This window comes from Pseudoalteromonas piscicida (assembly GCF_000238315.3).
GTDB lineage: Bacteria > Pseudomonadota > Gammaproteobacteria > Enterobacterales > Alteromonadaceae > Pseudoalteromonas > Pseudoalteromonas piscicida.
Genome location: NZ_CP011924.1, coordinates 834,999 through 860,599, shown reverse-complemented (window position 1 = coordinate 860,599; position 25,601 = coordinate 834,999). Strand labels below are relative to the sequence as shown.

31 protein-coding genes are annotated in these 25,601 nt (G+C 43.1%); 6 read left to right on the top strand and 25 right to left on the bottom strand.

Annotation, left to right across the window (positions count from 1 at the left end; all coding sequences use genetic code 11):
- Positions 1-12: 12 nt before the first annotated feature.
- Genes PPIS_RS04055 through PPIS_RS04025 form a run of 7 tightly spaced genes read right to left on the bottom strand, consistent with a single transcriptional unit; the run spans position 13 to position 3,714 of the window.
- Positions 13-546, bottom strand: a complete 534-nt coding sequence (locus PPIS_RS04055; protein ID WP_010371739.1) for a GrpB family protein — start codon at positions 544-546, stop codon at positions 13-15.
- A gap of 31 nt (positions 547-577) precedes the next feature.
- Positions 578-1,126: an HPP family protein gene (locus PPIS_RS04050; protein WP_010371740.1), complete on the bottom strand. Its 549-nt coding sequence runs from the start codon at positions 1,124-1,126 to the stop codon at positions 578-580.
- A gap of 31 nt (positions 1,127-1,157) precedes the next feature.
- A complete protein-coding gene (locus PPIS_RS04045) occupies positions 1,158-1,553 on the bottom strand; it encodes an ACT domain-containing protein (RefSeq protein WP_010371744.1) in 396 nt (131 codons plus the stop codon).
- On the bottom strand, positions 1,550-1,987 hold the full coding sequence (locus PPIS_RS04040) for a GFA family protein (protein ID WP_010371747.1): 438 nt from the start codon (positions 1,985-1,987) through the stop codon (positions 1,550-1,552). The genes PPIS_RS04045 and PPIS_RS04040 overlap by 4 nt, the downstream gene beginning before the upstream one ends.
- 2 nt (positions 1,988-1,989) lie before the next feature.
- Positions 1,990-2,448, bottom strand: coding sequence for a YaiI/YqxD family protein (locus PPIS_RS04035; protein WP_010371749.1), 459 nt, complete (start codon positions 2,446-2,448; stop codon positions 1,990-1,992).
- Positions 2,449-2,489: 41 nt separating this feature from the next.
- Positions 2,490-2,930, bottom strand: coding sequence for a GNAT family N-acetyltransferase (locus tag PPIS_RS04030; RefSeq protein ID WP_010371752.1), 441 nt, complete (start codon positions 2,928-2,930; stop codon positions 2,490-2,492).
- A complete protein-coding gene (locus tag PPIS_RS04025) occupies positions 2,917-3,714 on the bottom strand; it encodes a PhzF family phenazine biosynthesis protein (RefSeq protein ID WP_010371755.1) in 798 nt (265 codons plus the stop codon). Before PPIS_RS04025 ends, PPIS_RS04030 begins: the two co-directional genes overlap by 14 nt.
- 146 nt (positions 3,715-3,860) lie before the next feature.
- Between PPIS_RS04025 and PPIS_RS04020 the strand changes: the two genes are divergently transcribed.
- Positions 3,861-4,046, top strand: a complete 186-nt coding sequence (locus tag PPIS_RS04020) for a hypothetical protein (RefSeq protein ID WP_010371758.1) — start codon at positions 3,861-3,863, stop codon at positions 4,044-4,046.
- 50 nt (positions 4,047-4,096) lie between these two features.
- Here PPIS_RS04020 and PPIS_RS04015 read toward each other — a convergent pair whose 3' ends face one another.
- The 3 genes from PPIS_RS04015 to PPIS_RS04005 all read right to left on the bottom strand — a co-directional run bounded on the left by PPIS_RS04015 (position 4,097) and on the right by PPIS_RS04005 (position 6,027).
- On the bottom strand, positions 4,097-4,315 hold the full coding sequence (locus tag PPIS_RS04015) for a DUF6500 family protein (RefSeq protein WP_010371761.1): 219 nt from the start codon (positions 4,313-4,315) through the stop codon (positions 4,097-4,099).
- 118 nt (positions 4,316-4,433) lie between these two features.
- Positions 4,434-4,904, bottom strand: coding sequence for a DUF3291 domain-containing protein (locus tag PPIS_RS04010; protein ID WP_010371763.1), 471 nt, complete (start codon positions 4,902-4,904; stop codon positions 4,434-4,436).
- A 115-nt stretch (positions 4,905-5,019) separates the two neighbouring features.
- Complete coding sequence (locus tag PPIS_RS04005; protein WP_010371765.1) at positions 5,020-6,027, bottom strand: phytanoyl-CoA dioxygenase family protein; 1,008 nt, start codon at positions 6,025-6,027, stop codon at positions 5,020-5,022.
- A gap of 133 nt (positions 6,028-6,160) precedes the next feature.
- Here PPIS_RS04005 and PPIS_RS04000 point away from each other — a divergent pair, with 133 nt between their 5' ends.
- Both PPIS_RS04000 and PPIS_RS03995 read left to right on the top strand, forming a co-directional pair.
- Complete coding sequence (locus PPIS_RS04000; RefSeq protein ID WP_010371767.1) at positions 6,161-6,622, top strand: carboxymuconolactone decarboxylase family protein; 462 nt, start codon at positions 6,161-6,163, stop codon at positions 6,620-6,622.
- Positions 6,600-7,364, top strand: coding sequence for an AraC family transcriptional regulator (locus PPIS_RS03995; protein ID WP_010371770.1), 765 nt, complete (start codon positions 6,600-6,602; stop codon positions 7,362-7,364). Before PPIS_RS04000 ends, PPIS_RS03995 begins: the two co-directional genes overlap by 23 nt.
- 43 nt (positions 7,365-7,407) lie before the next feature.
- On the opposite strand, the gene PPIS_RS03990 is transcribed toward PPIS_RS03995, so the two are convergent.
- The 9 genes from PPIS_RS03990 to PPIS_RS03950 all read right to left on the bottom strand — a co-directional run bounded on the left by PPIS_RS03990 (position 7,408) and on the right by PPIS_RS03950 (position 16,153).
- The gene (locus PPIS_RS03990) at positions 7,408-8,262 is read right to left on the bottom strand and encodes an acyl-CoA thioester hydrolase/BAAT C-terminal domain-containing protein (protein WP_019647366.1); all 855 of its coding nucleotides are present in this window, start codon (positions 8,260-8,262) and stop codon (positions 7,408-7,410) included.
- An 18-nt stretch (positions 8,263-8,280) separates the two neighbouring features.
- A complete protein-coding gene (locus PPIS_RS03985) occupies positions 8,281-8,991 on the bottom strand; it encodes a LytR/AlgR family response regulator transcription factor (RefSeq protein WP_010371777.1) in 711 nt (236 codons plus the stop codon).
- Positions 8,985-10,007, bottom strand: coding sequence for a sensor histidine kinase (locus tag PPIS_RS03980; RefSeq protein WP_010371779.1), 1,023 nt, complete (start codon positions 10,005-10,007; stop codon positions 8,985-8,987). The genes PPIS_RS03985 and PPIS_RS03980 overlap by 7 nt, the downstream gene beginning before the upstream one ends.
- Positions 10,008-10,157: 150 nt before the next feature.
- The gene (locus PPIS_RS03975) at positions 10,158-11,090 is read right to left on the bottom strand and encodes a class I SAM-dependent methyltransferase (RefSeq protein WP_010371782.1); all 933 of its coding nucleotides are present in this window, start codon (positions 11,088-11,090) and stop codon (positions 10,158-10,160) included.
- A gap of 116 nt (positions 11,091-11,206) precedes the next feature.
- A complete protein-coding gene (locus tag PPIS_RS03970) occupies positions 11,207-11,791 on the bottom strand; it encodes a GNAT family N-acetyltransferase (protein WP_010371785.1) in 585 nt (194 codons plus the stop codon).
- An 88-nt stretch (positions 11,792-11,879) separates the two neighbouring features.
- Positions 11,880-13,103: a DUF418 domain-containing protein gene (locus PPIS_RS03965; RefSeq protein WP_010371788.1), complete on the bottom strand. Its 1,224-nt coding sequence runs from the start codon at positions 13,101-13,103 to the stop codon at positions 11,880-11,882.
- Positions 13,096-14,439, bottom strand: coding sequence for a M23 family metallopeptidase (locus PPIS_RS03960; protein ID WP_010371790.1), 1,344 nt, complete (start codon positions 14,437-14,439; stop codon positions 13,096-13,098). The genes PPIS_RS03965 and PPIS_RS03960 overlap by 8 nt, the downstream gene beginning before the upstream one ends.
- A 1-nt stretch (position 14,440) precedes the next feature.
- Complete coding sequence (locus PPIS_RS03955; protein WP_010371794.1) at positions 14,441-15,769, bottom strand: M23/M56 family metallopeptidase; 1,329 nt, start codon at positions 15,767-15,769, stop codon at positions 14,441-14,443.
- 3 nt (positions 15,770-15,772) lie between these two features.
- The gene (locus PPIS_RS03950) at positions 15,773-16,153 is read right to left on the bottom strand and encodes a BlaI/MecI/CopY family transcriptional regulator (RefSeq protein WP_010371797.1); all 381 of its coding nucleotides are present in this window, start codon (positions 16,151-16,153) and stop codon (positions 15,773-15,775) included.
- A gap of 158 nt (positions 16,154-16,311) precedes the next feature.
- On the opposite strand from PPIS_RS03950, the gene PPIS_RS03945 reads away from it, so the two are divergent.
- Positions 16,312-17,871 carry a sensor histidine kinase gene (locus PPIS_RS03945; RefSeq protein WP_010371800.1) on the top strand — a complete coding sequence of 520 codons (1,560 nt, stop codon included), beginning with the start codon at positions 16,312-16,314 and terminating at the stop codon, positions 17,869-17,871.
- Positions 17,872-17,895: 24 nt separating this feature from the next.
- Here PPIS_RS03945 and PPIS_RS03940 read toward each other — a convergent pair whose 3' ends face one another.
- Entirely contained in the window at positions 17,896-18,651 is a 756-nt protein-coding gene (locus tag PPIS_RS03940) for an SDR family oxidoreductase (RefSeq protein WP_010371803.1), read from the bottom strand.
- Between the two features lie 109 nt (positions 18,652-18,760).
- On the opposite strand from PPIS_RS03940, the gene PPIS_RS03935 reads away from it, so the two are divergent.
- Positions 18,761-19,657, top strand: a complete 897-nt coding sequence (locus PPIS_RS03935; protein ID WP_010371805.1) for a LysR family transcriptional regulator — start codon at positions 18,761-18,763, stop codon at positions 19,655-19,657.
- 6 nt (positions 19,658-19,663) lie between these two features.
- Here the strand turns inward: PPIS_RS03935 and PPIS_RS03930 are convergent, their stop codons facing one another.
- Entirely contained in the window at positions 19,664-20,515 is an 852-nt protein-coding gene (locus PPIS_RS03930; protein ID WP_010371807.1) for a GNAT family N-acetyltransferase, read from the bottom strand.
- Between the two features lie 241 nt (positions 20,516-20,756).
- Here PPIS_RS03930 and PPIS_RS03925 point away from each other — a divergent pair, with 241 nt between their 5' ends.
- A complete protein-coding gene (locus tag PPIS_RS03925) occupies positions 20,757-21,452 on the top strand; it encodes a hypothetical protein (RefSeq protein ID WP_010371810.1) in 696 nt (231 codons plus the stop codon).
- Between the two features lie 81 nt (positions 21,453-21,533).
- Here the strand turns inward: PPIS_RS03925 and PPIS_RS03920 are convergent, their stop codons facing one another.
- The 4 genes from PPIS_RS03920 to PPIS_RS03905 are packed head-to-tail and all read right to left on the bottom strand — an operon-like array spanning position 21,534 to position 25,556.
- Positions 21,534-22,796 (bottom strand): sensor histidine kinase, encoded by a 1,263-nt coding sequence (locus PPIS_RS03920; RefSeq protein ID WP_010371813.1) that lies wholly within the window; start codon positions 22,794-22,796, stop codon positions 21,534-21,536.
- A gap of 21 nt (positions 22,797-22,817) precedes the next feature.
- Positions 22,818-23,519 carry a response regulator transcription factor gene (locus PPIS_RS03915; protein WP_010371817.1) on the bottom strand — a complete coding sequence of 234 codons (702 nt, stop codon included), beginning with the start codon at positions 23,517-23,519 and terminating at the stop codon, positions 22,818-22,820.
- The gene (locus PPIS_RS03910; protein ID WP_010371819.1) at positions 23,519-24,430 is read right to left on the bottom strand and encodes an alpha/beta hydrolase; all 912 of its coding nucleotides are present in this window, start codon (positions 24,428-24,430) and stop codon (positions 23,519-23,521) included. The genes PPIS_RS03915 and PPIS_RS03910 overlap by 1 nt, the downstream gene beginning before the upstream one ends.
- Positions 24,423-25,556 (bottom strand): type 1 glutamine amidotransferase domain-containing protein, encoded by a 1,134-nt coding sequence (locus PPIS_RS03905; RefSeq protein WP_249031245.1) that lies wholly within the window; start codon positions 25,554-25,556, stop codon positions 24,423-24,425. Before PPIS_RS03905 ends, PPIS_RS03910 begins: the two co-directional genes overlap by 8 nt.
- Positions 25,557-25,601 lie beyond the last annotated feature (45 nt).

Sequence of the window (25,601 nt, the reverse complement as noted above, 5' to 3'; positions counted from 1 at the left end):
TGCGAACATAAGTTAACTAAAGTGGATGTCCTTCAAAGTGCGTTTTACAAATGGTGCTTTAGCTTTTCCATACTCATCTTGAGAAGCTATACCTTGCGCTATTACTAATTGCTTCTGAGTTTCATACTCCGCACGCGCGTCAGGATTACTGAGCATATAAGCTTTAAACTTTTCTTGCTTTATATGTTCTTCACTCCCTTTTTCAATGGCATGAGCATGCACTTGAAAAAGCTCACCTTGATACATCACCGCGATGTCTTTTCTCGGACGAGTATCAGGAAATGGATTATCGCTGTGCTGATCTTTAAAGCCTAAATTTTTAAGATGTTCAACAGCTTGTGTTAATTTCCCGGGTTTGTATAACACAGAGATATCTATAATCCCTTTGCCAGCAACCTTAAAAGAGCTTGAACCAAAGTGTAGAAATTCAAGTTCAGGGTGTGCTAATGCCACCATCACTTCTTCTGCCACTTCAACAAATATTTCACGCCATGGATTAAAGCTAGCTGGGACTAATTGGTAAGGGACGAATTCAATTTTTGACATGCCTGTCCTTTTAAATTTTTATATAAAATAGTTAGAACCAATAAACTGGGTAATGCCGTTTGGGGTTGCGCGACATATTGTTCACAGACAGCGCGACCAATAGCATCAGCAGAGCCCCCACCAACACGGGATAAAATGCATACATATATCCCAAGTTATGAACAGACTCACCACCAATAATGGCGATTAACGCGGTCGCTCCACCGGGTGGATGCAAGGTTCGAGTAAAGTGCATCACAACAATTGAGAGCGATACCGCAAGCGGTGCTGCAAACAGACTCTCTTCTCCAAGCAAAATAAAAATGCTGACGCCGAGTAAAGCTGAAAAGAAATGCCCGCCCAGTAAATTCCTCGGTTGAGAGAACTCTGCCATAGGAGCGCCATAGAGTAAAACGGCAGTTGCACCAAAAGAGCCAATGAGCAATGCGCTGCCAACACCATATGGTAAAGCGAGGTTAGAAATCACCGTAATCAACAAGATCCCCACCATTGCACCAACCCATGACCAAAGGATTTTCTTAAGCGGTTTTCTCGGAGGACACACACCTTTGGAGGCCATTCTTTTAAAGTAAACTTTCATGCTTCCTAACAATCTTCGAGATTTATCAATGTCATTTTGCCAACGTTTGTATCGCGTGTACCGCCCGCTTAGCATCATTTACGGGTACGAAAATATGATCATGATAGAAGCCTGCAATTACATTCGCGCTAATATCAACATTTTTCAGTGCATTAGAAAATGCAGCAGTTAACCCCACGGCTTCTAAGCTCGAATGCACTTTCAAGGTAATTTTATTCATCACACAGCTGTAATCCAATCCATGTTCGTCTGCTATTTGCTTGGTGACTACCAGCGTTAACCCTTCGCGCTCCATAAAGGTCGCAATTGGATTGAAAATTACGCACTCAGCAAGGCTTTTTTGCACTGTACAAAATACATAAGGTGTTACATCAAGCGTCGGCGAAATGTCTTTTAATAACTGCGATAAATCGCTAATACCCGTCACAAATTACCTCCCGATGTTGTTGATAAATCGCGGCTAGGCTCAAATGCATCGTAACGAGGAAGCGGCGCGTCTAAGTCGTCCCAATTGGCTTTTGAAGAGACAAAATTATGTGATATTGGCCGCTCTTTGATATCAGAGTCCAAAATGCCAAGTCTTAACCTCACCCGCTTTGGATCGCTTTCGTTCGAACTAAAAATTGGACTTGCACAATGTTTGCAAAAATGACGCTTTCTTCCAGGTTTGAACTCGAAGATGTTTAGTGCCTCTTCGCCACTTAGAATCACAAAATCACTCCACTGTACAAAGCCATTGGTCGCATAAGCCGTGCCTGTAGACTTACGACATAAAGAGCAATGGCAGTGAATGATATCGCTGATTGGTCCACGGATCTCAACTCGAACCGCTTTACACAAACAACTCACCTTGTAAGCCATACTTACCCCTTTGTGTTTCTGGTGATCCAAGTATCCAATTGATTGGCGAAATTTTGTTTATCAGCTTGAGACAAAGGTGGTGGCCCTTGAGTTTGTACGCCGCTGGCACGCATCGTGTCCATAAAGTCACGAATATTTAAGCGAGATTTTATGTTTTCTTTCGTCAGTAATTCACCGCGCGTATTAAGTGCAGTGCACTTTTTCTCAATGACTTCGTCTGCGAGTGGAATATCGCCGGTAATAACCAAATCACCCTCATTAACGCGCTTCACGATTTCGTTATCCGCAATATCAAATCCCTTTGGAACCTGAAGCTTTTGAATAAAAGGAGACGGAGGCGTTTTTAGATATTGATTTGCAACCAATGTAACCGTGGTAGAAGTACGCACTGCAGCGCGAAACAGCATTTCTTTTATTACCACGGGACAGGCATCGGCATCTACCCATATTTGTTTTGCCATAACAACTCTTTTAAATTTAAACTGGCTAGAGAATACTAAATTTAGGGATTAGGTTCACGCCTAAAATGAAACTCATATTCATCATCATCAAACTGCACAAATCCCAACTTCTCGTATAAACGCTTCGCGGGATTCGCTTTAAGCACCGTCAATACCCAAGGCAATGTTAAGTGGGTTTCTATCAAGCTTTTTATGACTTGTGCACCGAGCCCCTTTCCTTGTTGGTGGGGCTCTATTTGCAGCTGAAAGAGGTAATAGTCATGTTCACGTTGCTTAAACTTAGCCAAGCCAACACATTTTTCATTTATATAAATCAAATGTGAGCTTGAGTATTCGTATAATACTCGGGCTTTATGTTCAGCCTCAGTCAAAAACAGTCCTGCATTTTCTAAGTGAGGCACCATGGTCGCTTTACGCAGTGCCAATAGGTAATCAAAGTCACTTTCTTTTGCCTGTATGAAGTGAATCTTATTCGTCCTCAATTTCGAATATTCCTTTTGCGTAAAGTACACCAAACCCAGATACGATGACATTTGTATCTGTCACTTCACAAAATAGCTCACCGCCACGTTTTGAAGCCTGATGTGCATGAAGTTTCTGTTTGTTTAGCGCCTTTGCCCAGTATGGCGCTAACCCGGCATGAATTGAACCGGTAACCGGATCTTCATCGCCCCCGTTGGCGGGCCAAAAGTAGCGCGACACAAAATCAACGTCATCGCCTTTTGCTGTTACCACAACATCAAAAGGCGCAAGGGTTTTCAGTTTATCGCTGTCGTACTCACAGCTGCGTACTTGCTGCTCGGTCTCAACAATCACAAAGTACGCTTGGCGATTTTTAAGTACCCGCGTCGGTGTTACGTTAAGCCCTTCCAGCAGTGCATCGGGGGCTTCAGTTAACTCAGGGGCTAAGTTCGGAAATTCCATCACAATGCGACCATCAGCCACTTGCTTAACAGCGAGTGTCCCGACTTCTTGGGTTTGAAATTTTATCTCTCCTGACTTTCCCTTGTGATTAAAAAGCACATACGCCGCGGCAAGCGTGGCATGACCACAAAAGTCAATTTCAGTAATTGGAGAAAACCACCGGATCTCATAATGATTGTTACCAATTGGCTTCAAAAAGGCGGTTTCGGAAAGGTTATTTTCGATGGCTATCTGCTGCATTAAGCCGTCGCTAAGCCAATTTTCAAGCTCAACGATTGCAGCGTTGTTACCACCGAAACGTTTACGCGTAAATGCGTCAACCACAAAATACTCAACTTGCATCTTTTACTCCTTTCAGAAACACCTAAAAACACAGTATAATTTACTGTAATTAGAAGCGAATACAACTTAAATAAACGTGTATTGAGGTTGATCTGTGTGGCCATGATACACGTAATTAAAATGAGTAGAACCAAGTCGAGGCTTATATGTTTACAGATGCTACCTTATCAATTTTATATTTATATTCATTAGCAATGTTTGTCACTAGCCTGCTAATGATAGCGACAGCCCCTAAAACTGATGATGAGAAACGCAAACAAACCATCACTGAGTACACTATGTTTGCACTTGCATCTGTTGCCGTATTTTTTGTGTCATTTTACACGCTGTAACTGCCAGTTGGGTCATCTCGGTTGATGGTCCATGATCATGTCCTTTGGGCCTACTTTCCACTTTCAACCATTGCTTTTATCTTTAACGCCTTTTCGAAGTGGTCTAGTTCGTGAGTTTGTATCCACCAAGTTGCCGCTTCCATAAGTAATGCAGGGTCCGTGTTTTTATTGGCAAAAAAAGCGTAAAATGATACGCCAACGTTATCCCCTTTTTGTGCGATTTTTTTATCACATACTTCTATTATCTTGCTTCTTAGTGCCGCGCGCATTTTTCGTTAAATCCATACATCATGATCTCCGGTAAGTGTATCACCAACATCATCGGTATTCACCACTCCACGCGGCTCTCCCCCTTAGGGTTGACTATCATTTCATCGGTGCACAAGATTAATCTTCTTCACAAGCTTCCCTCTCCCTTAGGTCTAGTTCGGTGAAACTATTTCTAAACGTAAAGGCATAAGCCGAATCTCCAAAGCGACGCAGGTAATCAAGCCTTTCTTTGGCCTCATCCAGTGTCGGGATATGGCCTTCTTCAACCCACCACAACACGTAGGTTTCCTGTTCAGCGCGGTGAAACCATTCCTTTTTTCGAGCCAAAAATTCCTTATGTGCGGTTTTAAACATAAAATCTTTGAGCGCTTGCTCCGACTGCCATACAGACATGTTGACGATAATATTTGGATCATCAAACGCCTTAATCTCTGTTGCATTACCGGTTTCATCTTTTAAGCGCCAAATAAAGCCAGGGCTTTGCTCTGCGAGTAAATTAATGCGGTCTAAACTTTCTACAAAGTATTGAATTTCTGGCGCATCCATTTGGTATTTAGCGGTGGCTATATTGAGTTGTGCTAATTGCATCGACGGCTTTTCCTTGTGGTGAGTTGCTATATTCTCCCAAACTTCACAATCATACTACTGTTTGCTCGCCGTCAAGTTAAGACAAAATTTAACCAAATTTAGATTTTTTCATCCGCTAAACCTCTGGGAATGGATTCATATTAATATACTGCACTATGCGAGGTGCGTTTGCTTTATTCACACTGCCACCATGGGGTAAAAATTGATGCCAAATCACCATATCTCCTGCATTGGCTGCAATTGCTTTGGAACCCAGTTGATGTAAGTACTCGGTGTTTGGTATACATGGATCCCACGGGGCAGTTGCAAGCCATGACTCTAGCTTTGTATGAAATCCTGGCACAACCGTTGTTGCACCCTGTTTTTCTTCAGTGTCTGATAGATACAAAATCCCTTGCGTGCCAAACTTGAGTTGCTTAGAGAAATCTAAATCCCAATGTAGATCAGGACCTTGAAAACTAGATTGCGCTGTTTCAGGCGGGTTGAACCCACACCGGTCGGTTGAAACGATCAATCGTTCGCTTTGCCATAACTGGCTAAAGGCCTTATGAATTCTCATCGAGTTACGATTATCTTCCAATGCTTTATGTTGAACCAAATGCACCATACTGCGACTCATTTTTTCTTGGTTAACTTTATACCAAGTCTTTGGATCCGCTAGCTCTATTTCTAAATAGTCTAGGATCGCGTTTCTCGCTTTGGCACAGCCTTCAACACTCACTGCATTTTTAACGATGACATAACCGTTGTCCCGCCAGCATTTCAGGTCGTCCTCAGTGAGTACATTCGGCATATTCTGAACAGCAGCTATTTTTTCTTGATAACTGTCGGGACAAGGCATCTGGCAGGTGACATGTTTTAGCAGTGCTATTTTTTCACTACTTGGCTGAGCAATTGTTACTATTGCATCAATAAAACTATCGTAATCATGAGCATATTGAAACTGTAGCTGATGTGCTTGAGATTGACTTAGCCCAAGTATGTCAAAAGTCGCTTTATATAATTCGAACTCGACAGACTCTCCTTGCTGCTGTCTATTTGTGAAAGTGTTGTTGGCTTGAAGCCAGATTTTTTTGAGTATGGATAAATGATAAAGCGCTAGAGCAAGGTTTACATCGCACATTATTTTCCAACCATCCTTTAAAGTAGAGTTGTGTGTTCCCTCCTTAAAATTTTATTACAAAGACGTTTTTTTTCAATTTTTACCGCTTACACCTCATTACACTATACGTATCACTAAACATGAGGATCCAGAAATGAAAAGAGCAGACTACTTCAATCAGGCACCTGAACTTATTCAGCACTTATTGGGACAAGAGGAATTATTAAAACAGCAAGCCCACGCAACTTTTGGAATCACAATCTGGGAGCTTGTTAAACTTAGAGCATCACAAATCAATCAATGCGCTTTTTGTATTGCAATGCATACTAAACAGGCACTAGAGTATGGTGAAACCACTAATCGAATTATTGGATTAAGTGCATGGCAAGACATGCCGTTATATACCAATAAAGAAAAACTGGCATTAGCGCTTTGTGAAAAGCTGACAAACGCACAAGTGATTGATGATGCTTTTTATCAAACACTCAATGTAGAATTTGATGATAAAGAATTGACCACGTTAACTATCGCTATTAATGCCATCAACAGCTGGAATCGGATCGTGAAAATGTTTAAGCCAAATGTAGAGTTCAATGAGCACAGAACTAACGCTTGAATTAATAAACCCAACAGGTGAAATCGCTAACTATGTGCAAGCTATCTGGTTTGCACAATCACATAAGCGCGGAGAAACTTGGCTTCCAAGCGACGGGGCAACTGGATTTATTTTCCCTCTTCGTGGACTCGTTAGCTTCAATGACAATCCGCTCACAGCCCCCTTTTATCTGCAACCAATTGCCATTCAGTCTAGCAAAGTCAACTATTCTGAACAGGCATGTTTTTTCGGGATCCGCTTTAAACCCGCGGGACTGGCATTTCTGAAAACGCTGCAACACCCTATAGCAAATCCCAATAATATATTGCCCTTGTTGAACACGCTGCAAACTAGTGCCAACCTGACAGCATTACTTCGACTTCTAGAGCCGATATTGAATATGCCAATTCCTCGACAGAATTCTATCCTACATACCCAAATACTCCTTGAGCATATTGTTTCAATGACCTCTTTAAAGCAAGCATATGCTCAAACTCCGATCGGAAAACGGCAATTAGAGAGACAAGTTAAAACACATTGTGGGATCACCCCTAAACATTTAGCTCGCATTTATCGAGTTCGATTGGCTAAACAAAAACTGAGAGAAACGCCTGACATAAACATCGCTCAACTCGCGCTAGATTGCGGCTACGCTGATCAATCTCATCTTATTCGCGAGTTTAAAACTATCTTTCAGATCACACCGGCGAAATACACAAAGCGACTAAAAGCTGCAGACACAACGTTACCTGCAGCTCGGTAAATTTTTCAACGACCAGCAATACAAAAGCAAGGTGAATTTATTACTATTTATTCGTGCAACGTGCTACCAAGGTTTCGCTTAAAAATTGATTTACCTCAGTTTGCACTTTTTTGTTAAAGCTGTAGTGACCCGAGTTAAGTGCGATATGTTTAAATGGATGAGAAAAACTAGCTTCGCGTAAATCAGCTTCAATATATCCGGCCATTTTGTACGATGGCCAAATTTCATCATGTTTGGCAGAAACCAGCAACACTGGCCCATTGGTGTTTTCAACCGGGATGCGAGCGGCTGCAATTGCTTCAGGCGTTGCCTCTGCCAATGCAGCCTCAAAGGCAGGTGTAAACTCTCCCGTTACGTTCCCTTTTTGCATTTTCCATGACAACAGGGGTGCATCAATGTAGTCCAGAGCATTGCCGCTAAGCGTCCAGCTCGAGCGAGAAGACAAGGTCTTAACAGCATTCCAGCTTACGTGACTAGGCATAACGGACACTACATGGTTTATCTCATCAAAGTGCGCACCGAGTAATAACGCAAGCTCCGCTCCTTTAGAAAAACCATACACCGCTACGCAATTTGGGTTTATCTTTGGATCTGCACTCAATGCTTTTATCCGTTTGGCTATATCATTCAAAGATAATTCAGCTGCACTGCTCGATGTATTTTCAGTGCCATAATAACCAAGTGCCGCTACTGAGACACCAATATCATTAAATCCATCTAAAAATGGTTTCCACTGAGGATTAGCGAGTGTATTCCCCCCTTCGCTGCCACCTAACACCACAACCAATGGATGAGTCTGACCATCATCGATAAACTGACGTTTAACATCTGGTATAGTCGTGTTTGAACAGGCCGCAAGAAGCCCTACCAAAGAAAATGGCATTATAGTTTTCATCATTTTATTACCTTTTTTGAGTTAGCTGAGCCCTATGTTGCTCAGTTGTTGTTTGAGTAGTTTTGCACCGCCCCGGCTGGTCACAACTTGTAAATTGCTATCTCGCAACTTGACAAGGTAACCCCCTGTAACCCAGCGTTCAAACGCAGTTATCGCGCTTTGGTTTACAATGGCATTACGGTGAACTCTTAAGAAATGTGTTGGCAATTGCTGTTGGATCTCCTCAAGGGAGCCATCAATGGGATATTGTTGTCCATTACTAAACGCAATGGCTTGACCGTATTCTAGCTTGATAAGTTCGATACTGCTGACATCAATTAGTGAGGTTTTCCCCGCCACCTTACTCGTTAAAGTAGCGGCGAATCCTGTCGCGATAACACGATTGACTCTTGATAACGCTAGGGCTAAGCGTTCAGTACTATACGGTTTGAGCAAATAATCAACCGCGCCGAGCGTAAAAGCCTCAACCGCAAACTCACTGTAGGCCGTGGTAAAAATTATCGCACCTGAAAACCCCGCCCCTTGAAGTTTCTCGACCAGAGTAACACCATTGCATTCTGGCAAGTTAATATCGACAAAGACAATATCTATCGCAAGTTCTCGATATGTATCAAGAAATACTAATGGCGTGTTACAAGTCAGTACCAGATTGTACTTGGTGATCTGGCTAAGTTGTTCCGTTAATTTATCAATGGCTGGTTGCTCATCTTCCACAATAGCAGTGTTCAACATTCCTTTGCTCCTCGTGTGAGTGAAAAGCTGACAACCGCACCACCTGTGTGCATGTCGTTACCAAGCCTAAGTTCAGCATTTTCTTCTAACTTTAACCGTGAGCGCGTGATCGAAAGACCGAGTCCCGCATCTGACGAACTCAATATGTCCCGCTCCTTAAAGCCCACCCCGTTGTCACTGATTTTAAACACTAACTGGTTCGCTAACTTTTTGATTAATACATCAATGTGAAGCGGCCTACTGTTGCCATGTTTTACTGCATTTTCCAAAAGCGGCTGTAAAATCATTGGCGGTATTACTTCGCTCAATAATGCATCGTCGATATCAAAGTCGATGATAAGCGCATCCCCAAACCGGCTTTGCTCTATCTCGCACCATTGATTTAGTGCAATTAGCTCATCAGCAACGGACACTTTGCTCGGTATTTTTCCGCTTGTCACAGAATGCGTTAATGAATATCTTAATACCGCAGCGAGATTATGAACCAAAGACCGTGCTGCTTCTGGTTGATTTGGTACAAAGGCTGCAATTGTGTTGAGGCTGTTGAACATAAAATGCGGGTTTAACTGACTGTGTAATAACTTAATTTCAGCAAGTTGGCGAAGCTGTTTTTCTTGTTTTAACAACTTTTGGGAAAGGTAGAACTTAATCACCACAAAAATACCGCTAGACCAAGGCAGTGCGATGGTTAGCGCCTCAAACAGTGAAAATGCATGGGTATTTAACATTCCACTTCTGAGTACACCCCAACATAAACAGCCCATTACCATCAGTCCGTAAAAGCCGATATATTGCAGCGGCCAATTGCCTATCTTGAAACGGATGATGAGTACGTAACTTATCACCATAGGTAACCAGTAGAGGAACACAACCGCCAAAAGAGAAGAAAGCGCGATATTTGCCGACAACAACATGCCCCGCTGCACCCAATCGGTAAGACTGATAGCAAAACTTATTGCGGCAACGATGGCTAAAATTGCGAATTGTTCATTTCGCTGCAATGTGAGATTGACCATAATCAATACAAATAGTGACTGAATACGTTCATGGTACGCATTTAACGTCGAAAAGCACTCTGGATATTGCTGAATGGTCGCTTTTCAATACTAAATGGTTATCTGTATTAGTCCACACTTTTACATCCAGTAAAAGTGCTAAAAAATAGATTAACTTGCTTTAAACCGTAAACACTTGAGGCTGCTTTGCTCATCAATGTCTTTAAATTCAGGTGGGTTTTGCAAACGTTCAACAAACGTAAGCGCTGGTGCCTCTCTGGTCATTTCATCAATGAGGAATTGACTTGAAACATCGGGAGAATTCACACACGCCAACACTTGGGCATTTGGCGTAAGTAACTCAGGAAGCTTTCTTAAAATACGTTGATAGTCTTTGGTCAGTGCAAAGCTGCCTTTTTGAAAGCTTGGCGGATCAATTACGATTAGGTCGTACGGCCCATATTTACGTACTTTTCCCCAAGATTTAAACAAATCATGGCCTAAAAAAGACACCTTGCTGAGGTCGTGTTCATTGAGTTGGTGGTTGACTCGGCCTTGCTTGAGCGCCGCTTTTGCCATATCTAGATTCACAACATGGGCAGCACCGCCCGCAATCGCCGCGACGGAAAACCCACAAGTATAAGAAAACAGATTAAGTACCCGAGCCCCCGCAGACTGAGCTTTAACAAACTCACGACCCAAACGCATATCTAAAAACAGTCCCATGTTCTGCTTTACGCCAAGCTTTAAGCCATATTTAAGTCCATTTTCTTCAACGATAGGCATAGCGGTTAATTCACCATACAAAACCTCAAGATCTGAGTCAGGCAAATAACGATGTTGCAGCAAAATAGCAGAGAGTTTTCCGTTAAATGCTTCGGTCTCCACAAGCGATAATAATGCCTGCTTTAACGACGCTATCAAGTCAACGTCGTGCTCCTTGAATAAAGAGACTAAAAGCTGACCTTGTAACCAATCTACTGTGATTTGTTCAAGCCCTTCATAGCAACGACCACGTCCATGAAATAGACGTCTAAGCTCGTTTGGTACGGCTTGGGTTTGCAAATGATTAAGGAGGGTCGATACAGGGTTTATTGCTGTCATGTCGGTGTCTGGTTATGCGTAAAGTTCGGCATTTTACTTGTTACTTCATAGCAAAAGCAAATGCCTAAGGTCTGCTTATCTTTCACGTTTATTTTTTGCAGCAAAGGAAACCGGTCTTATGGACGCCACAACATCGTTGTTGCCCCGCTAAAACCGATTAACCAATTGAGATAAGAAAAATCTTCATGATGGGAGGCAACAAAGCCCATTCTCATATAAAGCTTTTTTGCTTGAGGGTTAGAGTCAATGACATCAAGTCGTAAAGCGTGAAACCCGCTTTGTTTGGTATAGCGCTGCAGTGCCACTAAAAGCGCAGTACCAACACCTTGTCCTCTAACCGATTCTGCAACAGCAATGCCGTCCATCACCACTTCATTGGGCGCAGGCTTTCGCTCAAATAGGGTAAACACCGCTGCGGCTTTAACCCCGCCTAGCAAGCCTAATTCGTCAATGAGTCCAGTAAAGCCCATATTCGATGTAAAACCGCTTTTGCCATATTGAAAGCCCGCAACCCCCACTAACTTACCGTTTGCAAAGGCAGCAAAAGAGTATTCTGAGATGAAGCTCTTCGCAATAATAGTGATCAGCTTATTGCGAGCCGGCACTGCTGCTTTGAATTTGCTACCAAACGCGTCAACATAAAGCTCAGCAGCCGCTTGCGCATACTCAATGTCCCATCCTTGTGTTATTTCTATTTCCATACCTTACCTCAAGCTAACGTGTCGACTTCAATATTAGGTCAAAATTAGCTTAGGTATGAAGTTCGAATTTGTAAAAAATTCGAGTCGATTATGCATGTAACTTAATTGTTAGTTTGCGCCATACATGTTCAACGGGGCCCACCTTAAAGAATCGCCCGTAAGCCGCATTTAACAACAGCTGCACTGGCATAATAACAAACCATAAGAGCAAGAGATCACTGCGACTTTGCGTATTATGTAATCCAAAGCCATAAAATATCACCACCAATAACAGTGACTGTCCAATGTAATTGCTCAGTGCAAATCGACCCACTTGATTTATCGCCTCCAGGGGTTTGAAGCGATGCAACCAACGGTTATATAGCAAAGATAACAAAACCAAGTAAACAATCGCTTGCAGCTCCCGGTTAAGTACGATGATCATTTGTTTAACGTAAGACAGCACTGGGATATGTGAACTTTGCAGCCAATGAAAATAGCGAGCTTGAGTGGCATAGCACGACACTGCAATCAAGCAAAGTAATGCCACAACCGCAAATGGGCTAAGTTTAGTCTTTGAGAACAATCCCCATTGAAACAGCTGCGAGCCTATCAGCATCATCATTAGCGTGGACCAAAAAATACTTGAATAAAACAGCTTACCTTTGTGGACTTGCGGGCTGTCAAAGTTTTCCTGCCAATACTCAGTTAAGCTTGGCGTTTCTTCCAAAGTACGATGGGTGGGTGTCCGTGGTTCGGTTTTATTGTGCCACCGATTAATCGCTTTTTGCTGGTCTCGTGTGCGAGACGCTTCGTCCACATTGAGTGCTGCTTGGTAGGCATCGTATTGGGCGATGGTGCGCTCTGCTCTGCCAAAACCTGCAACTAACATAAACGCCAAACAAATTACTATGCTGACTTTGATGGCTCGGGTGCCAAGTAATATGATGGTGGTGGCAATCATTCCTATCACGGCATAGTGATAGAGAATGTCGCCACTCCAAATACAATAAGCATGAACAAGGCCGAGTATAAATAAAGCCACTAGCCTAGCCGCACTTAATTTAATCGCAAATTCAAATGACTGCTTTTGAAGAATAATGGTGAGACCTGCGCCAAATAACATCGCCAGCAGTCCGTAAAACTTGCCCTGAGCAAATACATAAACCCAGTACCTTACCTCACTGTCTATATCCGTCATAAAGCCATATTGGTAACTGCCCCATGGATTGGGATAGGCAAAGCTTTCGATGTTGATAAGTAAAATACATAGAATTGCTATCCCACGAATAAAGTCGAGGCTATTAATACGATTTTTTTCAGCACTAGTCATCTGAGTTACCCATGCGGCCCGACTGTCCATCATGGTGAGCAAGCTTTGTATTTTCGCTATCGAGCAGTGTAGTAATTTGCGCTACCTGCGCGCTAAATTCATCAAATTGCGTGTCACTCAGCTTGGTGTTTTTAGGTTGTTTTAGGGTGAGTGGATTGATGGCTTTTCCGTCTTTATGCACTTCATAATGTAAGTGACGCGCCTGCGACAGGCCGGTATTACCAAGATAACCAATCACGTCTCCTTGCTTTACTCGCGTCCCAGCCTTAAGGCCGTTCGCAAAGCCATTTAAGTGAGCATACAGTGTTTGATAGCCTTTACCGTGATCTAACACTACGCGATTACCAAAGCTGCCGCCCCACCCAGCTTTGAGTACTTTTCCAGAGCCCGCAGCCATAATAGGCGTACCAACAGGCGCACCAAAATCGATCCCTTTGTGCATTCGGGTGTAGCCCAATACTGGGTGATGACGTTTACCGAAGTTTGATGATAATCGAGCACCGTTAAGGGGCGTTTTCATTAGAAAGCTTTGCGCGAGGGTACCGTCTGAGTGGTAAAAAGCGGTCGTTCCGCCATTATCTGTAAACCGGTATAAGCGGTATTTTTCTTTTCCTGAAAGTAGCGCAACATGTTGTAATTCTATAGGTTTGGAGATTTGTTTGAGTAACTCTTTGGCTGCCACAAGCTGCTGTTCTTGAAATACAAAATCAATTTGATCGCCGGCATATACTTCTCTTTGAAAATCGACAAGGTGAGATAAGGCCACAATACTTTGATTGATAATGTCATTGGGTACCCCGATTTTGCTGGCGTCTACAAAAAAGCTAGAATCTATGCTTGTCGATAAGCGCTTTGTTTGCGTGACGGTTTCAAGCTCACTTAGCGATGCATGCCAGTGTTCATCTACTCTTTTAATCTCAATAACCTGTGCAAATGCATATTCAAAGCGGATCTGCTGTACTTGTCCGTCTACAAGCTCTGCTTCTATTAACTGTCCAGCCTTGAGTTTAGTCAGTGATGTCCACGTACTCACGGCTTGTTCCACCAGCCAACTATCGCGGTCACTGAATGCAAACTCACTTAAAAGATTTGCTAAACTCTCACCCGATTTAAGTTCAAGTAAACGAATATCTTGAACTGGCTTTAGCTCCTGAGTGATTTGGGCCGCGACTGAGTCTTCAGCAGATCCATTATGTACAACAGCTTGCTCTTGATCTGCTTGCGCCGACACAAAGGTGTTCTCTTGCGCTTTATTGACCGAATGAGTCTGCTCGGGTTGTTTCGAGCAGCCAAAAGTTGCCATCATTGCAATGGCGATAGAAAGCTTTTTTATCATGTTAATTTTCCAATAAGGTCAGCGGATCAATACGCATGTTGTTATGCAGAGCTTCTAGATGTAGATGTGGACCAGTGACTCGACCGGTTTCACCTATGGTACCGATCACTTCTCCTTGTGATACTTGATCACCCACTTCAACATCAATGCTATCAAGGTGTGCGTATAGACTTTGATAACCATTGTCATGATGGATCAACACCACTTTACCGTAATTCTTAGGCAAGGTTTTATCATCAGCAATCGTGACCGTACCGCTGGCAACCGCCATCGCAGGTTCACCAACGCTGCCAGCTAAATCCAGTCCTTGATGTGCTTTATTGTGACGAAAGTTCGATACATGCCCAAACCTTGATGTTATTTCAGGTGTGGCGACTGGGTATGTCCATGTTTTACTGACCATTGCCGTTCCCATTGTCCATTGAATATTGCCATAGGCTAAACCTGAACTAAGCAACACAAAAAACCCTATCAACACAAGGTTATTTGGCTTCTTTTTAGATTTAAGAATAACGCTAAAACGCTTTTTATAGTCATCTAAAGTCAGTGAATTAGACGCGAAACTTGCAGTCATATTCATCGTTTTCGGCTGCGCAGCAGCCCGTTTTAAAGAGTTCATTAATGCTTTGCTATAAGCCAAAGGCTGAAGACTGTGCTTCGCTATCGTCACCTCATCACAGTGATATTCCATCGCTCGAATAAAGCCCTGTTCCATTTTTGCAATAAACGGATTAAACCAAGCAAGCGTCGCGAGTATTCGCCAAATTACAACAGCAATATGGTCGCCCTTATCTATGTGGGTTAACTCATGCAGAATAAGTGCTTGCTGCTCGGCTTTTGGTAGCGTGTCAAATTCCACCGGCAAATACACTTTAGGTTGCCTCAGTCCGAACACAAAAGGAGAGCAAGTAATTGGCAATTGATAGCAACTCCGTGCGCCGAGCTTTATTTTTGAGGCGGTACTACAGAGGCGTTTTACTCGCCAATACTGTCTCCCAAGTACCAAAAAATGAGCAATAAGCCCAACGCAATAGACTATAAATAAAGCCATGAGCGTCAGGTTTAGCCAGTCAGACCCAACTTGAGTGCGCTTCGTCATTACCAGTAGCGGCTCTGCAAATTGTTGTAAATTGGCATTGAACAGTATGGCTGGAATGGCATTCTGTTGATCCATGTGTTCAAGTGGGAGCCAAGGCACAAAAGTCACTGCCAATACACTCCACCAAAGTCCTTTGTTTTGTACATATCGAGTAGAAAATTTCACACCAAGTGCATACGTTAAACCACTAAGCACCACCCACAGCAAGATCGAAAGTAATATTAGTTCCATACCTTACTCTTTATCACCTTGCGTCTTAGCTAACTCATCTAACATGGCTTCTAATTCATCTAATTCATCCGCTGCAATTAACTTACTATCTGAAAACATAGCGATTGGCAGAGGCTCATCCAACTCCATAATTTGCTTTGCAAACTCTTGGGCATAAAGTGCGAGAGTCGGTACCTTAGCAAGGACAGCTGAGTATATTTTTTTATTGCCTTGCATTTGCTCGGCGAGATAACCCTTTTCACACATTCTCTCAAGAGTTTTTCGAGTTGATGAGTAGCTCCAGCTGAGCTTTGATCCTATTTCTGTGTGGATTTCTTTACCCGTTCTTGGCTGTTCACGCCAAAGGATTTTTAAAACGATTAGTTCGGTTGAGTTAGGTTTCATTATTTTTCTCACAACTGCGACATATGTCACACATTAACAAACAAAAAAGTGCGACACAAGTCGCACATTATGCTTTTTTAATTTTCACCACGAAAAATGGCGACATTATCAACAGCACTTATACTTCAAGTTGATATGTAAAAAATGAGTTATCTGTAGTGCTAGAGCTAATTAATATTCGCCATAAATTATGGCTGCTAATTGTGTTTCCCATCATTGCGCTTGCCTTACTGCTTGGATATGCTTTTAACCGTTACGCTCACCTTGAGTCAGAAGTAGAATCTCTATACGCCGATCGTGTTGTGCCGCTTATTCAAATAAAAAAAGTATCAGATCACGGTGCGATTCAGATTGTCGACATACTTCATAAGTATCGTGCAGGGCTGGTCTCCAAAGACGAGGTGTTGATGCAAATAGCAGATGCTACTCGGGTCATGAACGACGCGTGGCAAAGCTATCTAAACACATATTTGGTGACGGCGGAGCAAGTCAAAGTTGAACTCATTGAGTTCCAACTGCAGGCCGTATTTACGCATATTGCCACGCTCCAAAGCGCGATAAATCAAGGGACATTTTTAGCGATTCCACAAAATCAGTTTGTTACTGCACTCTATGAAAAGTTCGATCCGTTAACTTCGTCACTACAAGCACTCACCGAGGTACAAAATGACGTCGCACTCAGTATTGTGGAGCAAACCGAGCAACAATTTAGCCAACTAAAGTTGTTGCTCATTATTTTTTCTGTGATTGTATTGGTGAGCTTAATCGCCGTTGGCTTAGCTTTATATCGCTCTATTCAACATCCAATCAATCATATTCGCTCGCAAATCAATCACATTATTGAGAGCTCGAGTCTCGAAAAACGTATCGACATTGATAACCACAATGAACTGACTGATGTTAGCCTTGCCATCAATCAGCTCCTTAGCCACATTCATGTGATCCACCAACAACTGGTAGAGGCGGAAAAATTATCGAGCCTAGGTAGTTTAGTTTCGGGATTGGCTCACGAGGTAAATACCCCACTTGGCGTCTCGATTACCGCAGTGTCATCCTGCCAAGAGCAAGTGGATGTGATGGAAACCGGCATGAAAGCGCAGCGTTTGTCGCACGCTGAGTTTTTAGAAATTATGGCAGCATTGGATTCTGGGTTGTCTATCGCAGAGCGAAATCTCGGCAAAACGGCAAAGCTAGTACAAGAGTTCAAGAATATCTCCGCAGAGCAAGAAACTGACGTCGAGCAACTTGTCGACCTAGAAGCCGTTATTCGCGATTATTGCGAACAAACGGCCCGTTTTCAGTTAAAGATGCGCGTTGAATTTAGCGCTACAGGAAAACTGGAACAACTGGTCAAAATCAACGTTAAGGCGCTACAGCAAATTTTGTTGCAGCTGCTTGAGAATGCTCGAGTGCATGGTTTTAGTAATGATAGCGACACCCAGCCGTTTGCCGCTGTTCGTTTAGAGATCACTGACAATAAAATATTTATTCGAGTCAAAGACGAAGGCGTCGGTATGAGTAATGAGGTCCTAAACCGGATCTTTGAGCCCTTTTACACCACAGCTCGCCAACATGGTCATGCCGGGCTTGGACTTTCCGTCACCTATAATCTCGTCAAAAAACATTTAGAAGGTGACTTAAAAGTCAATTCCAAAGCCGGAAATGGCACAACGTTTACCATCTTGTTGGCGAACAAAACGTTGGCACAAACCGCCTAACCAACTTGTGCCCTCATAGCATACTTAACGAGTGACAAAGCCTCCGTTAACAAACAAAGTTTGCCCAGTCGTCCAGCGTGATTGCTCCGACGCAAGATAAAGCACCGCAGGGGTAATATCGTCTACTTGCCCTAGTCGGTTCATTACACTTGCAGACTGCAAATAATTAACGGTTTGCTCGTTTTCTTCGCCATGGAAAAAGTCAGTGTCAATTGGACCTGGTGCGATGGTATTGACGGTCACTCCTCGATGTCCGATTTCCTTTGCTAGCGCACGAGTGAAATGCTCAAGTGGTGCTTTTGAGCCAGCATAGAGCGCATAATTTCCAGTAAATGCTGCCAGCAGCGAAGTGCCCATATTAATGATCCGACCGTTATCACGAATATGTTTAGCGGCTTCTTGCATCACAAAAAATGCCCCTTTACAGTTGATCCCAAATAGCCTGTCAAAATCCTCCTCGCTATACTCAACAAACGGTTTTTTACTGATAGTACCGGCATTATTGATAACGATATCTACGCCGTCAAACTCACTAATAATATGCTCAAATATATTCATTACCTGCGCTTTATTGCTGACATCTCCGTGTACTAGCGTCGTCCTAACACCCAGCGCTTCAACTTCCTTCTGGGTTTCAAGTGCTTGTGGTTTAGAATGCGCACTATGATAGTGAATGACAAGATCAGCGCCTTGCTTAGCCAGCGCTATGGCAAAATCCTTGCCCATATTTTTGGCTGACCCTGTGATAAACGCAACCTTACCTGTTAATTGCTTAGACATACCCATTTCTCCTACTTGAAATATTCAATCGACTTTTAGTGTAGCTAGGTGAAGGGGATACAGGTATAGTGATTTTAGTCATTTACTAATTGCATTTTTTACATCCGCTATGAAATCGATTACTGAAGAAGATTTGTTTGTTCTTACCGTTGAATCTGGCAGCCTCAAATCTGCGGCTGAAGTGATAGGTACCGATCCCTCCTCGGTAAGCCGAAAGCTCGCAAACTTAGAAAGTCGATTAGGAGTAAAACTTTTACAGCGCTCCACCAAGCAAACGGCCGCAACTGAAGTTGGGCTTGAGTACTATAAAGGCGTAAAGCAATTACTAGATGAAAAAAGGGAATTAGAAGAATCGATTTCAGGCACCTCAGCAGTGCCTTCTGGGACATTGAGGGTTGCAGCTCCACACGACTTCGCCGAGCGCTTCATTGCTCCTGTGGTACAAACCATGATAACCACCTATCCAGACCTCAATATCGAGTTACTGCTCGGCAGTCATTTTGAAGATCTCAAGGCTAAACAAATCGATATTGCAATTAGGATTGGCAAACTGGATGATTCCTCCTTGATTTGCCGACAACTAGGCCATGTACCACGGGTCTTGGTGGCCTCTAAATCGTATATTGAACGCATGGGACAACCGCAACGCTTTAGCGATTTAAGCAAACTGGATTTTATCTTTTACAATAAACCTAAACTTGGTGATCAGCTCATTCTCGGTAAAGGCCTGCACCGTGAAGCCGTTGCGGTAAGTGGTAAACTCATCGCCAACAGTGTTGCAGTGCTAAAAAATTGGGTAAACGCTGGCCTTGGTGTGCATTACGGGCCGCTATGGGCATTTCAAGATGAATTAGCTATGGGCAATTGTATACAGCTACTACCTGAACTACACGATGAAAGTTATCCTATTCACGCACTGTACTTGTCGAAGCAATATACTCCCGCAAAGGTACGGGAGTTTGTTGAGCTATTGACTTCAACCTATCAGCAATACCGCTTCGATTGAATCAAACTAACCAATTTCAAACGAAGTTACCCCGAACACTCGCGTTAATGGCAGATCTGGACGTTCACCGGTGTACATTCTCGCGGTTTCAAAAGAAAGCGACATCTTGTACTTTTGTGCAAGCGCAACAGCAGCTGCATTTACTTCTGGCACATCCAAGTAAATGGCCTCAGTTGCCGATACCTTGGACCTAAGCGCTAAGAAGAGTGTCTCTGCAAATTCAGCACAATCAGCGTAAAGAGGACCTATTTTATAGCCGACGTGGCAAGGGCGGATCACACCTATGGCTGAGAGTGTATTACCCTGATTAATACCTAAGGCGTAGCAATTTGGCTGGTTAATCCAAGCGTCAACAAAAGCTACTCTTTTTGCTGGGAAAAACGCACTGTCGTAAGCAATGACCTCTTCTATCGGTAATTTTTCAAGTGCCACTAAGTTTGTACAATTAGGCGCTTCGCCACCACCTACGCCTTCGTAGCGAATATTGCGATAGGCGAGCTTAAAACCCGATTTTTTGTAATTCTCTTGCTGCGCGACCACCCCATCAAGTGCGATGTTACAACCAGCTAGATATTGAAGTCCTGCCTGCCAAATCTGCATCCCATAACCCTGACCTCGATATTCTGGTTTAACAATATAAAAGCCTAAAAAACCAAATGTATCATCATACTTAACCACCGAAATCGAAGCGATAGGTTCATCGCCAAGATAGCCAATTAAAAAGCCATTCGGATCGGCCTGATAGTAGCACCGTGCGTCGCTAAGCCCAGGGTTCCACCCTTCTTGCAGAGCCCACTTTGCTGCAATTTCTAATTCAGTTAGGTCCATTACTTTTATTTTAAATGCTCTATTTTCCATGGCGTATCTACTTTCCTCACCTGATGTAGTTTGTATTATAGCGGACAATCCTGCACTGCAATGGCCCAGAGATAGGCATAATAAGCCTCAAATTTGGAGCAAATATAAAGGACAGGCACACTAACACCCGAACAATTATTATCACTGATTGATTTTCCACACGCATCGCTATATGGTGTGCACCAAATACAAGTCTAACGTATTAATTAGCAAAAAATAAACCATAAAAAGGAGTTGTTTTATGGCCCTCTACATTAAAGATTCTGCACTCGCATGCCCTGCGACAAAAGTGCTACAAGCGACTGATTTTTACAAGCCATTCCCAAGCAGCCAAGATGTCGCGTTTAATGACACTCAGCTATTACCAGTAGGACTACTTGCCTATTCAAAGTTAGACGCAAACAGCGATGATAATGTACTTATCGCATTACCGATTTCTATGGAGATTTTTGATGGTGACCTTCCTTATATCTCCTACTCACTGACAGACATTGGGTGGCAAGTTGACGCTCACAATGTTGACAACCTAAGTGAAGAGAAGGAGGATTTTGAAGACTATAGCGAATACTATCAGCAAGCAGCCAGCTTCTACGCTAAACATCAACGACTTAACTACTCTCTTGACGAAAACGATGAAAGCGTTCCGCTATTTGAATTCGGCGGCCAACCCATACTCGGTTGCAATTGGGATGCCTATTTGTGGGATGAAGAAGGTGATGATGAAACGCGCTATTTTGACGCTATGGATGAGCAAAGCGGAGAGAATTACAGCCACTACTCCACTCGTGAAATTGGCTTTTTTGATGAAGAGCATGACGTAGATTTTACGTACCTTGGCACCTTCTGCTTCTCCACTTATTTTGAGGGCGGTGGCGAAGGGATTGTTTTTTATAGTGCTAAACACAAGAGAGTATTGGTTATCGCCGAGTTTTCTTAAGTTCAATTAAATTCTCTCAAGGCACGATAACGGAAGTCGCCGTGCCTTTTCATTCTGTGTTGGGTCAGGTCAACAACAACCCTAAGCAAACTTTAAGTGAACCGACACACCCGTTTCGCCACTTTCAATCATCACCTCTACAGAAAACTTCTCACAAAGACGCTTTACTAGCGATAAGCCAATGCCTGTACCTAAACTATTAGGACCCCGCATGCCAGACTCAAAGGCTTGCTCGTTTACCGTAAAGATCTCTGGTAACCCTTGGCCATTATCCGCAATCGTTAGTGTATTATCTCTGTAACGAATATGAATTTGCTCGCCTTGGCTATGATGTACAGCGTTCTGTAACAGGTTTTGCACTACCAATCTTAGCTCCTGCGCGGCCATAGGAACAAATACATTGCCGGGTAAGTCAATACTTAGGACTTTATGCTCAAACAGCGCTTGATTATTAATAATGCAGGCTTCAATCACGGATTGTAGATTAGTCTGCTCCGGTGTATTTGCTTTTTCCCGGGCAAGGGCAAGTAACGCTTCTAGTGTTAGCTGCATCTGCTGATCAGACTCCGCTATCCTTGCCACCAGCTCTTGCTGTTTACTGTTTAACTCAGTGTGGTTGAGTAAACTGACCGCCCCTTGGGAAATGGTGACAGGTGTTCTCAATTCATGGGAAATATCTCTGGTAAATTGGCGTTCACGCTCAACGAATGCTCGAATGCGAGCAAGGGCCGATTCTAGCGTTTGTGCAAATTTACCAATTTCATTTTGCGAAAACTGAGATGCAAAATTGGTCGGTAGGTTTTCAACGGGACTCGCCTCTACAATAGCCATAAGCTCATCCAAAGGTTTAAGTAGTTTTTTTGCCAGCTTTACCGTACCGAGCGCTAACAATAACGCGATTACTAATCCAATCACCAATAAGGTCAGTGAAAAACCAAGCATTAAGCCTCGAAGTTCGCGCACCACAAGATGGCCGCTTACTTCAGCAAGCAATAAACCTTGTCCACGGTCATCCTTGTTTAGAAAGGCGATATGATAATGTTTACCCGCCTCAGCGCTAAACTCTTTACGGTTTGGTTCCTCAGCGAGTAGCGTTCTTACCACCGCGGGTAAAGTGTCGGTTGTAGGATGAAATGTGACGAAGTCAAAATGTGCTTTTGGTGTCTCGTTATTGACGATTTGAAGCGCTATCTGCTTTCTTTCATCCTCTAAAATTTGATAAAAAAAACTGTCTTCTATGATGTAGCTAAAAAGCAAAGTGATCAGTGAAAATAATACACTGAGCAACACGACGATAGAGACAAAATAAGTGATGATGCGGTTTCTTAGTTGTTTTGTTTTCATTTTTCTCAGTTGCAATTTCAGCTATAAATCCAGCACTAAGCCAACGCTGTGAATGGTTTTAATAATGGCAGTTGGAAATGGCTTATCTACCGCTTTACGTAATTGGTAGATGTGTGACCGTAAAGAGTCCGGGTCAGTGCCCTCCTCGCCCCAAATACGCTCAACGAGCTCACTCTTTGATACCGCTCGAGGGTAACTTTCCATCAAAATTTTAAGAATATTGAACAATATGGGCGGTAGCACGAGTACAGTTTCACCTCGTGTTACCGTTTGATTTTGATAGTTGAGCGTAACCTGTTTATCTGCGTCCCCTACACTGAGTGTTCTTGCAGCAGATGTGGGATTTAATCGGCAAGTTAATGCGCTGACTCGAGCAGCTAGCTCCTCTAGCGAGAAAGGTTTGGTGAGGTAATCATCCGCACCCTGCGCAAATCCTGCTAATTTATCGTCCAAAGTATCTCGAGCAGTTAACATTATGATGGGAATATGCCTGTCGGCTTGAAGTCTTAATCGCTGACAGACCTCAAGTCCTTCAATATCTGGCAGCATAATATCCAAAATAATACAGTCAAAATATTGCGTTAAAGCAAGCTCACAACCCTGCTCTCCCGTATAGGCAAAGTCCAAACTATGTCCCTGCATATCAAAGTAATCAGCAATATTACTTGCAATCGCGGGGTTGTCCTCAATCACTAAAATATTGAGTTGTGAGCTTGTTTTCATTAATACCAGCCTTGTAGTTTTTTATAGTAGCCTTCAGGCAAGATATGCTCACCTTCAATGACCACGTGATGTTTTTTAACACTCGCAATGGCCTCGAATAATGCTTCATTTTCACGCTCGCTGGCGTATTCATCGTCATCCGCCGAGACCAACCACACCTTGGGAGAATCAACAGCCGTCGCAAAGTTTTTAATCGCCACTCGAGCCACCGCGTTAGTCAGGTAAGGCGGAACAATTGATAACACATTATCTACTCGTTTATCCAGTGCAGCTAAAATTAAACTGATTTGACCTCCCATGCTGTATCCTGCAACGCTGATTTGGTTTTGATCAAATTGCGGCTGAGTTGCTACCCAATCAAGCAATACTCGGTGGTCTTTTACCGAATCAATAATTAACTTTTCGTATGGATCGCGCTTGCCCCACCAATCTAAATCATGCATCACTTCAATAATATTATGATCAAGATTTTTACGCTTACCATGATTCCTCGAATCAATAGCAACCACTGCATACCCATTTGCTAGTGCCATTTTGGTAAGCTCATCCGTTTGCTCAAACGTATCACGCCCCTTAAAGCTCTCTTGTATCCAGCGTACATCACTTCGGCCCATACCGTGGACACCCACCATAACGGGCATTGGTTTAGTCGCGTCGTAATTACTTGGGTAGAGAATATGACCATTGACTTTATCGCCATCAAACGTCGTGTACTCAAGCGCAAAGTGATTGGTTTTTAATGGCGAAAGATTTACCTCCACCGCCTTTTGCTCATAGCTATATATTTGCGTTAATTCCTCTGTAGTAACGCTATATGGCTTTAATCCAAACACTGCATACCAAACAGCGGCAACGCCTGCGATAATTCCAGTCACTACTAACATTGCTTTTCTCCAGTTTTGCTTAACCATAAACTTTCTCTTTTAGTGCAATCAGATTCTCTGCCGTACCATGCTTTTTAAGCGCTGCTTCTAATGTGGATTTTGCACCAGACATATCATTTAGTTTGAGCTGTGCATTTATTAGTGCTTCGTACAGCATGGGGTGATCGATATCTGCAAGGGTTAATTCCATCAACTCAACGGCCACGGCAAGTTGATAAGCAGTTTGCGCATGCTGCGCTTGATATAAACCAGAGATCCCGAGCAACATAGGATCAAACGATGACTTATCCGCTAAGTAACGCGCCTTCGCTTTGCTGCTATCTAAAAAGAACCCTTCTACCAACAAAATACTTTCATCGTCTTTGAATCGCGGTAACTCGCTTACCGTCAGACCTAGTGCCGCAACCATCGCTTTAGCAGTATCTACCGTAGAAAAAGGGTTTTGTCCTGTGATCAAATGGCCGTCAATACTTACCTGATTCAACATCAACCCGTCTTGCACAAACGATGCTCCACGCTCAATGAGTTTATCTTCAAGTAGGAATGGAAACTGTTTGGTCCACTTTTTACCAAACGCTGCTTCTTCTTCGTTAGTAAAGCCATTTACTCGCTTGCCAGCAATTAAATACTCTCCATTTTCAAGCTTTACATCCACCAATGCCGCAGGACCATGACAAACCGCACCAATCACGCCGTTGTTAACGTAGATATCACGAATAATTGCCTGTAACGGCTTGGAGTCATGCAAGTCGAACATTGGGCCTTTGCCCCCAACCACAAATACAGAATCGTATTGCGAGGGCTCTAACTCACTCAGTCTTTTAGTGTTTTTAAGCTGCGCCATCGCAGTCGTATCGTTACTGTATGCTTGATTGTAGGGTTTGTTCTTATCGAACTTATCGGCCAGTGGTTCACCGCCCTTTGGCGAGGCTAACGTGACTTTTATGCCATTTTGTTTGAACACGGCATACGCTTTACTGAGCTCGTCAAATTCAAATCCAGGTTTGCTTAAAGAGCCATCAGCCCCCATTTCGCCATAACTACTGAGCACCATGAGCACATGAGGTGTATTTTTATCTTGCGCAACCGCATTGATTGAAGTTGCTGACACCGCAGCAACGAGAGATAAGGTTAATAGTGATTTGTTCATCATCCTGTCCTCGGGCCTGTAGACCCTTGTGTTGTTTTGTTACAGACA

Bases quoted from the DNA above. Each gene is read 5' to 3' on its own strand.
- PPIS_RS04055 (WP_010371739.1), bottom strand. From the start codon at position 546: ATGTCAAAAATTGAATTCGTCCCTTACCAATTAGTCCCAGCTAGCTTT.
- PPIS_RS04050 (WP_010371740.1), bottom strand. From the start codon at position 1,126: ATGAAAGTTTACTTTAAAAGAATGGCCTCCAAAGGTGTGTGTCCTCCG.
- PPIS_RS04040 (WP_010371747.1), bottom strand. From the start codon at position 1,987: ATGGCTTACAAGGTGAGTTGTTTGTGTAAAGCGGTTCGAGTTGAGATC.
- PPIS_RS04035 (WP_010371749.1), bottom strand. From the start codon at position 2,448: ATGGCAAAACAAATATGGGTAGATGCCGATGCCTGTCCCGTGGTAATA.
- PPIS_RS04025 (WP_010371755.1), bottom strand. From the start codon at position 3,714: ATGCAAGTTGAGTATTTTGTGGTTGACGCATTTACGCGTAAACGTTTC.
- PPIS_RS04020 (WP_010371758.1), top strand. From the start codon at position 3,861: ATGTTTACAGATGCTACCTTATCAATTTTATATTTATATTCATTAGCA.
- PPIS_RS04015 (WP_010371761.1), bottom strand. From the start codon at position 4,315: ATGCGCGCGGCACTAAGAAGCAAGATAATAGAAGTATGTGATAAAAAA.
- PPIS_RS04010 (WP_010371763.1), bottom strand. From the start codon at position 4,904: ATGCAATTAGCACAACTCAATATAGCCACCGCTAAATACCAAATGGAT.
- PPIS_RS04005 (WP_010371765.1), bottom strand. From the start codon at position 6,027: ATGTGCGATGTAAACCTTGCTCTAGCGCTTTATCATTTATCCATACTC.
- PPIS_RS04000 (WP_010371767.1), top strand. From the start codon at position 6,161: ATGAAAAGAGCAGACTACTTCAATCAGGCACCTGAACTTATTCAGCAC.
- PPIS_RS03995 (WP_010371770.1), top strand. From the start codon at position 6,600: ATGAGCACAGAACTAACGCTTGAATTAATAAACCCAACAGGTGAAATC.
- PPIS_RS03990 (WP_019647366.1), bottom strand. From the start codon at position 8,262: ATGATGAAAACTATAATGCCATTTTCTTTGGTAGGGCTTCTTGCGGCC.
- PPIS_RS03985 (WP_010371777.1), bottom strand. From the start codon at position 8,991: ATGTTGAACACTGCTATTGTGGAAGATGAGCAACCAGCCATTGATAAA.
- PPIS_RS03980 (WP_010371779.1), bottom strand. From the start codon at position 10,007: ATGGTCAATCTCACATTGCAGCGAAATGAACAATTCGCAATTTTAGCC.
- PPIS_RS03975 (WP_010371782.1), bottom strand. From the start codon at position 11,090: ATGACAGCAATAAACCCTGTATCGACCCTCCTTAATCATTTGCAAACC.
- PPIS_RS03970 (WP_010371785.1), bottom strand. From the start codon at position 11,791: ATGGAAATAGAAATAACACAAGGATGGGACATTGAGTATGCGCAAGCG.
- PPIS_RS03965 (WP_010371788.1), bottom strand. From the start codon at position 13,103: ATGACTAGTGCTGAAAAAAATCGTATTAATAGCCTCGACTTTATTCGT.
- PPIS_RS03960 (WP_010371790.1), bottom strand. From the start codon at position 14,439: ATGATAAAAAAGCTTTCTATCGCCATTGCAATGATGGCAACTTTTGGC.
- PPIS_RS03955 (WP_010371794.1), bottom strand. From the start codon at position 15,769: ATGGAACTAATATTACTTTCGATCTTGCTGTGGGTGGTGCTTAGTGGT.
- PPIS_RS03950 (WP_010371797.1), bottom strand. From the start codon at position 16,153: ATGAAACCTAACTCAACCGAACTAATCGTTTTAAAAATCCTTTGGCGT.
- PPIS_RS03940 (WP_010371803.1), bottom strand. From the start codon at position 18,651: ATGTCTAAGCAATTAACAGGTAAGGTTGCGTTTATCACAGGGTCAGCC.
- PPIS_RS03935 (WP_010371805.1), top strand. From the start codon at position 18,761: ATGAAATCGATTACTGAAGAAGATTTGTTTGTTCTTACCGTTGAATCT.
- PPIS_RS03930 (WP_010371807.1), bottom strand. From the start codon at position 20,515: ATGGAAAATAGAGCATTTAAAATAAAAGTAATGGACCTAACTGAATTA.
- PPIS_RS03925 (WP_010371810.1), top strand. From the start codon at position 20,757: ATGGCCCTCTACATTAAAGATTCTGCACTCGCATGCCCTGCGACAAAA.
- PPIS_RS03920 (WP_010371813.1), bottom strand. From the start codon at position 22,796: ATGAAAACAAAACAACTAAGAAACCGCATCATCACTTATTTTGTCTCT.
- PPIS_RS03915 (WP_010371817.1), bottom strand. From the start codon at position 23,519: ATGAAAACAAGCTCACAACTCAATATTTTAGTGATTGAGGACAACCCC.
- PPIS_RS03910 (WP_010371819.1), bottom strand. From the start codon at position 24,430: ATGGTTAAGCAAAACTGGAGAAAAGCAATGTTAGTAGTGACTGGAATT.
- PPIS_RS03905 (WP_249031245.1), bottom strand. From the start codon at position 25,556: ATGATGAACAAATCACTATTAACCTTATCTCTCGTTGCTGCGGTGTCA.